Here is a 6,365-nt window from a genome sequence, read left to right on the forward strand (position 1 = left end):
ATTCATCTCTTTCATCAATATTTGAGATTATGCGAACCGACTCCAACATAAGCGACCGTGAAGTTGCAATGGCACTAGTCACCGCATACGAGCGACTTAAGGAAAATCTTGTAGAGATGGTCAAGGTAGTCTATCCGGTTTACAACGCACTTTTGGTTTATGGCGCCAGCATAGGTGCTGGTCCGGATGACGATACCAAACGTGCCGGCAACAAAAGCGGAAACGCAACCATTATGGCTGACAAACAATATCGCGGCTAAACATATTGGAGCGGCTGCGAGTTCTCCAGGCAGGCGCCTAAAACAAGGACTTGATTTCTACGTCTGCGAAATTGGCCAATACAAGCTTATTTATCAGCTCAACGAAAAACGCAAGACAAAAAAATTGTTCTTTGTTGGCGACCACAAGCAGTATGAAAAAAGGCTTGGGCTTTGATAGAGTGGATACTGTCGACAAGAAGAAAATTGGGATGAGGATATGGATAGTGAAAAAAATAAACCAAAAATAGTTGCTCTTGAAGATGAGCTTTCCCATGCTTATTGCAACTTTTGCCAGTCGCATGAACTTAGAATCACAAAAGTCGTCAAGGTTGAATGCAAGCAGTGCGGAAAAACTAGGCTGATAACTGGAAAAATAAGGTAGGAAGTTCAAAAAATTTCTTGAAACAAAAAAATAATTTCATTTTTATAGTATAGAGCGTCCGCTAGTTTTCTTTTTTAAATTGTGATTTTTCCCAGGGCTTGGGGCTTAAGCTAGACCAAAAAAATTATGATTTAGGCTTTGAGGAGTTTCAAACTGCATGAAAGCAAAAACGAATTGAACAAAATTCCGACAGCCTTGCACATTCGTCCTTATTGTCTGCCAAAGTTGCGACACGATGGCATTTTGACACTTTTTTGGTTCCCTACTTTCTAGCCTGTTTCCCGAATTGCTTTGTTGAAAAGCTTCGTTCAAAAAACTAAATTTTAGGAGGTGATCTATCCGCAGGTTCCCCTACGGATACCTTGTTACGACTTAGCCCCCCTCGCAAAGCTCTGGTTCGAATCCACCAAAAAGCGGAGTCTCACCAAAACTCTGTTTGGGTGACTTGACGGGCGGTGTGTGCAAGGAGCGGGGACGTATTCACCGCTCGATGTTGACAAGCGATTACTAGGGATTCCAGTTTCATGAGGGCGAGTTTCAGCCCTCAATCCATATCTAGGCTTAGTTTGTGAGATTAGCTTCCCCTTTCGGAGTTGCAGCCCATTGTCTAAGCCATTGTAAGCCACGTGTAGCCCGGGAGATTCAGGCCATACTGACCTACCGTCGCCCTCTCCTTCCTCCCTTTTAACAAGGGCAGTCTACACAGAGTGCCTCTCGCACGAATGCGAAAGTTGCAACAGTGCATAAGGGTCTCGCTCGTTACCGGACTTAACCGGACAGTTCGCACCACGAGCTGACGATGGCCATGCAGCACCTCTCGGCTTGTCGGGCAAGATCTTCAGTCTGGCCTTCATTCTGCCGTCGCCCCCGGTAATATTCCCGGCGTTGTATCCAATTGAACCGCAGCTTCCACCCCTTGTGGTGCTCCCCCGCCAATTCCTTTAAGTTTCAACCTTGCGGCCGTACTCCCCAGGTGGCAGACTTAACACCTACGCTACAGCACTACTGTGACTCGAGGTCACAGTAACACCACAGTCTGCATAATTTACTGCTAGGGCTACTCGGGTATCTAATCCGATTCGTTCTCCTAGCCTTCGTCCCTCACCGTCAGACGTGTTTTGGTCAAGCGCCTTCGCCACTGGGAGTCCTTGTAGGATTACAGGATTTTACTCCTACCCCACAAGTACTCTTGACCTCCCCCACTCTCAAGTCTCACCAGTATCCTCTGCACGCCTTGAAGTTGAGCTCCAAGATTTCACAGAGGACTTAATGGACCGGCTACGGACTCTTTAGACCCAATATTCGTGGATACCACTCGTGCTGCCAGTATTACCGCGGCGGCTGGCACTGGTCTTACCCAGCACTTATTCTCCAAGCTATTTGGACTTGGCAAAAGACGACAGACATTGTCTGTGCGCCACTCAGAGTTCCCCTATCACGCTTTCGCGCATTGTAAAGGTTTCGCGCCTGCTGCATCCCGTAGGACTAGGGCCCTTGTCTCAGTGCCCTTCTCGGGGCTCCAACTCCCATTGCCCCTACTGATTATCGGCTTGGTGGGCCATTACCCCACCAACTACCTAATCAGGTGCAGTCTCATCCTAGGGCGGACGTACTCCAATTCGCACGCCATTTGACCCATCAAGCATTCCAGCACAGATGGGCTATAGCTGTTTTTCCCCAGTTTCCCGGGGGTATCAACTTCCCTAGGGCAGATTGACTACATGTTACTGAGCCGTACGCCGTCTAGCCAAGTGGCTAGGCAGACTTGCATGGCTTAGTCGTACTCTGATAGCGGTACCCTCCAGCAGGATCAACTGGAGTTACACTTTTTCTCGAATATAATTTCGAGTCGGTCCGAATGTCTAACTTAATGTATTAGCGGATTCAAAGCATCTTCCTTTGGTTCAATTCGCTATTATTTGCTTACATGCTAGTAATTTGCTCCTCAAAGCCTAAGTCAAGCGTGAAAAAACTCACGTTTCAAGCCGCGAATCACTACAGGCGACAAGGACATTAAGAGTCAAGTTCCTCATCGCCGCTCCCTGCGGCAACACCAAGATTAAGGATTGGAATCCAAAACCTGGGATTTTACGGTTCTACTCTCAGTGTGCATGCAATCCAAGCGGGCTGCAGGCATTGACAGTCAAAAATCGGTGCCTACTATATACCACAAGGTGTTTATAAACATTACGATGAGCGGCAGGAGGTGTTGGTTGTCTGCATTGACCGCGCCTTTGCCTACGGCCTTGCTAAGAGTAGGTTTCATTATAATAGAGTCTTGCCGCGTTCCAAAGCATATTCCGATTGAGGTAGTGATTGAAAAGCGCCAGTTTTGCAATGGGTGCGATTTCGGGGTGCTTGCCATCCACAGCCACAATCAGCGCTGCCTCGACAGAAGACAGGTTTACCTTGTTTTCTGCAAGTTTGCAAAGTTGCACTGCCGCAGCCAGTTTCACAGAATCGCCAACAAACAAAAGTGCCCGTCCAAGTGCCGCAAGTGCGCTGTTCCTGACATCTTCGTCGGAATCTGAAAGCAGGGCTGCCGTCTTTTCAGGCCGGTTTGAGCGCAGGCTCGAGTAGACAAGGGCCCCGGTGAGGTATTTTTTTATTTCATTATTATCGCCGTTTTGTTTCCCAAGGCGCAAAAAACCAAGGTGGATTTCAGCCAAAAGCTCCACCTCCCGCCCAAGCCCTTCCTTTGCCGCCTCCTTTTCAAGTGTGTTGGCGGCAAAATATGCAGTGTTCCTGTTGTCATCGCCTGCAGCCATTGCAATCTGCAGCATTATTGGCCCGAGGGCTGCGCCGCCCATCTGCGCATTGTGAAGCTTTGATGCGACGGACTCCCGGACTACGGTAGAGTTCGAATTGACAAGCAGGAAACCCAAAGGTGCCATAAAAACAGCCAAATCCGGGATTGGGTCGAAGCTTCTGCCCTTATTGAATTTTCCAGAGATTAAGTAGTAGGCTGCGACAAGCTTTGCGCTTGACTTATAGTCGCGGTTGCCGGAAAGCATTTCGGAAAGAATTCTGAGCATGACTTCGCGATTAAAAACATCCTGTTTAATCAATAATTTTCCAACCAAAAGCCCGCTTTCACTGTGGCCATCAAGGAAGGCGTAAAAGTTTTCAAAATCCGCATCCCGCAAAAGCCCCGTCAGGCGGGACATTGCTTTGGTTCTTGCAAGCGCCATTGAGTCGCAAATGTTTGCATAATAATCCCCGAGGCTGGGGCCATTCTTTATAATAATCCTGATGCCGCCACCCAAGTAGGCGGCAGTGCCTTTGAAAAATTTAAGCAGGTCCTTGACAAAGCTTCCCGGATAGTTAATTGCAATGACGGCAGCCGCATAGGGAAGAGTGAAAAGCAGGCCGAGTGCCGAAAAAAGGTCCCTGAAAGGAGATTCGGCTGTTTGGACCGGAGTTGGAAGACTGTTATTTGAACCCCTAAGAAGCATTTCCAAATTCCCGACATGCTGGCTTAATTCGGCAAGCCCGCCGCCAATGCTTGCAAGCACGGCTTTTGACGCAACCGACAGTTCGGTGCGCCAGGTATCAGGCATTGCCAGCGTTTTTAACGAGAGGGTCTTTTCAGCCTCCTTTGCAAGGGATTTGGCCTCCTGCCTTGCCAGCGGAAGTTTTATCTTTTCAATAAAAGCCGATTTGCCTGCCTTAAATTCAAGGTTGTTTGCCTCAAGCCTTTCAAAAAGTGATTTTCTCTTGGCGATTATGGCCTGGTTTCTGGCATAAAATGAATAAAGCCTTTGCAAACTGCTGTTGGCCGCCATTGTAGGCACAAAAATCCCCACGTCAGACAACTTGCACCAACACAAATTTAAATAGGTTTGCCCAAGCTGGCGCCTAGGACAATAAGAACAAGGAATAGACATGCGCGGATTGGGAGTGGGTTGCGTTGCGCAGTGCGAATGCTAGATTTTACCATCTGTAAGCCAGACTCATCTTGACAAACCAGGAATCCTTTTTCGTGTCAGACTCGTCCTTGAACTGCTTGCCTGCCTCAAACCCTGCCGAAAACGTGTCCCAGTCAACAAAAACGCTGCCAGAGCTTGTCACAACGCGCTTGTTTTGAAGCAATATGCCCTCGTCGTTCTGTATCTCGTTTTTGAGACCAAGGCGAACTGTGACAACGCCTTTATCTGTGACTGCAAGATATGCGCCGCCTGCCTCAAACGTAAGGTGCGACCTGTCAACAAGTGTGACACCAAGGTTCTCGCTATTCATGTTCTTGCTTTCAAATTTTACAAAAACCTCGCCGTCATTTTTAAGCTTTGAGTAGAGCGCGATATTGTATTTCAATTCTGCAATTTCGTGCCTTTCAAATTCAGCCGGCACGTCTGGATTTTTTGAGATTTCAAGAAGTTTTGTGCGCGTGGCCTCTCCTGACGTCAGAAGCAAAAACTTGTACTGGCTTTCAGTTACATATTCGCCACCCACAAGCCAGCCTGCACCGTTTGCATCTTCGGCAAAAACCGTGCCCCTTAAAGTTGCAAGGAAATCATCGGTTGATACTGTTGCTCCACCGCCTATCTGCTTTATCCTGCCTTTTACAGGAAGACCTTCATATTCGCTTGTCCTGCCAAACTGGTTGTTGACATCAGCCGATGAGGCAAGGCCGCCCAAGGTGACATTGGCGCCTTTTACTGTAAATGAGTGTGTTGCGTCTGCAAGCCAGGAGTCGTTTCCAGGTATTCCCGGCAGTGAGGCCCTTGCGCCGCCAAGATATGTCAGCCCGCTTTCGGCATCGTAACGGGCGGTTGAAAGCCTTTGCATTGGAAGGTTGTCCTGTATTTGCTCAAAGTTAGATAGTTGCAGCTGCCCGGCAAGAAGCGGAGGGGTTGTTGCAGCAATTGCATTGAGCTGGATGAGCCTGAGGGATTCGTCGTCTACTGCGTCGCGCCAGAGAAGCGAGGCAAGGGCAAAGTTCAAAAATTCGGACTTTTCCCTGCTTATGTAGGTTCCCCGCGTGCCAGCCTCCTTTTGCAGCCGTTGCGAGAACTCATAGAGTGTCTGGTATCCGTCAATGGCAGCCGCACGCCTAAGATTAGTCACGGTGGAGCCATTCACAACTTCCTGATTTTCATCCGTCCATGCGCCAAACCAGCTTGACATGTAATTGCCAAGAACGTTTCGCCCAACTGATGTCCCCCAGTTTTTGCCAGAGGCGCCAAGGACCAGGTCCTTTGATGCAGGAGAGCCATAAAGCTGGTTTTCAAGCGCCTCTTTTTTTGACAAATCAAAATACTTGCCGACAATTTGGACATCCTTGAAGTTTTGCTGCATGCCATAAAACTGGTCCTTTTTCCTCACATCCTGCAAAGTCGCAAGGTGCGTTTTTTCAAGCAAAGGAACAGACTTTAAGTTAAGTGCGAGAGAATAGCCATCTGGCATGAGGATTTTTGCCTGCGGGTCAAAAGCCAGGTTGTCATCAGACTCCACTGCAGAGCCGTGAGTCAGTGTAGCCTTGAAATAGCCACCTTTCCCTTCTGCCGAAGCTGCCTGGTAAAGCTGGGTTCGGACTTCTTCGGGTATTGCCTCGATAAATCCCACCTGGCCATCTGGCCTGTTGACAAGGTTTGTTGAGGCACGCAAATATTGGTCAAGGTCTGGCATTGAGCTGTTCAGCTTGTCTTTTCTTAAAAGCGCCTTGTACCAAATCCCGTCCTTGTTCACATAGGCAAATATCCTTGCCATGTCGCCTTTTTCCG

3 protein-coding genes and 1 rRNA gene are annotated in these 6,365 nt (G+C 48.4%); 1 reads left to right on the top strand and 3 read right to left on the bottom strand.

All coding sequences use genetic code 11. The features are described 5' to 3' along the window. Positions 1–29: 29 nt before the first annotated feature. Entirely contained in the window at positions 30–260 is a 231-nt protein-coding gene (locus tag FJZ26_03260) for a hypothetical protein (GenBank protein ID MBM3229427.1), read from the top strand. 705 nt (positions 261–965) lie between these two features. Here FJZ26_03260 and FJZ26_03265 read toward each other — a convergent pair. From FJZ26_03265 to FJZ26_03275, 3 genes are all read right to left on the bottom strand, one after another. After that, positions 966–2,468, bottom strand: a 16S ribosomal RNA gene (locus FJZ26_03265). 423 nt (positions 2,469–2,891) lie between these two features. Next, entirely contained in the window at positions 2,892–4,448 is a 1,557-nt protein-coding gene (locus tag FJZ26_03270; GenBank protein MBM3229428.1) for a hypothetical protein, read from the bottom strand. A gap of 127 nt (positions 4,449–4,575) precedes the next feature. After that, complete coding sequence (locus tag FJZ26_03275; GenBank protein MBM3229429.1) at positions 4,576–6,351, bottom strand: hypothetical protein; 1,776 nt, start codon at positions 6,349–6,351, stop codon at positions 4,576–4,578. Positions 6,352–6,365: the final 14 nt, after the last annotated feature.

The sequence above is a fragment of the Candidatus Parvarchaeota archaeon genome (assembly GCA_016866895.1).
Lineage (GTDB): Archaea > Micrarchaeota > Micrarchaeia > Anstonellales > VGKX01 > VGKX01.

Coding starts and splice junctions, on each gene's coding strand:
- FJZ26_03260 (MBM3229427.1), top strand. CDS start 30: ATGCGAACCGACTCCAACATAAGCGACCGTGAAGTTGCAATGGCACTA.
- FJZ26_03275 (MBM3229429.1), bottom strand. CDS start 6,351: ATGGCAAGGATATTTGCCTATGTGAACAAGGACGGGATTTGGTACAAG.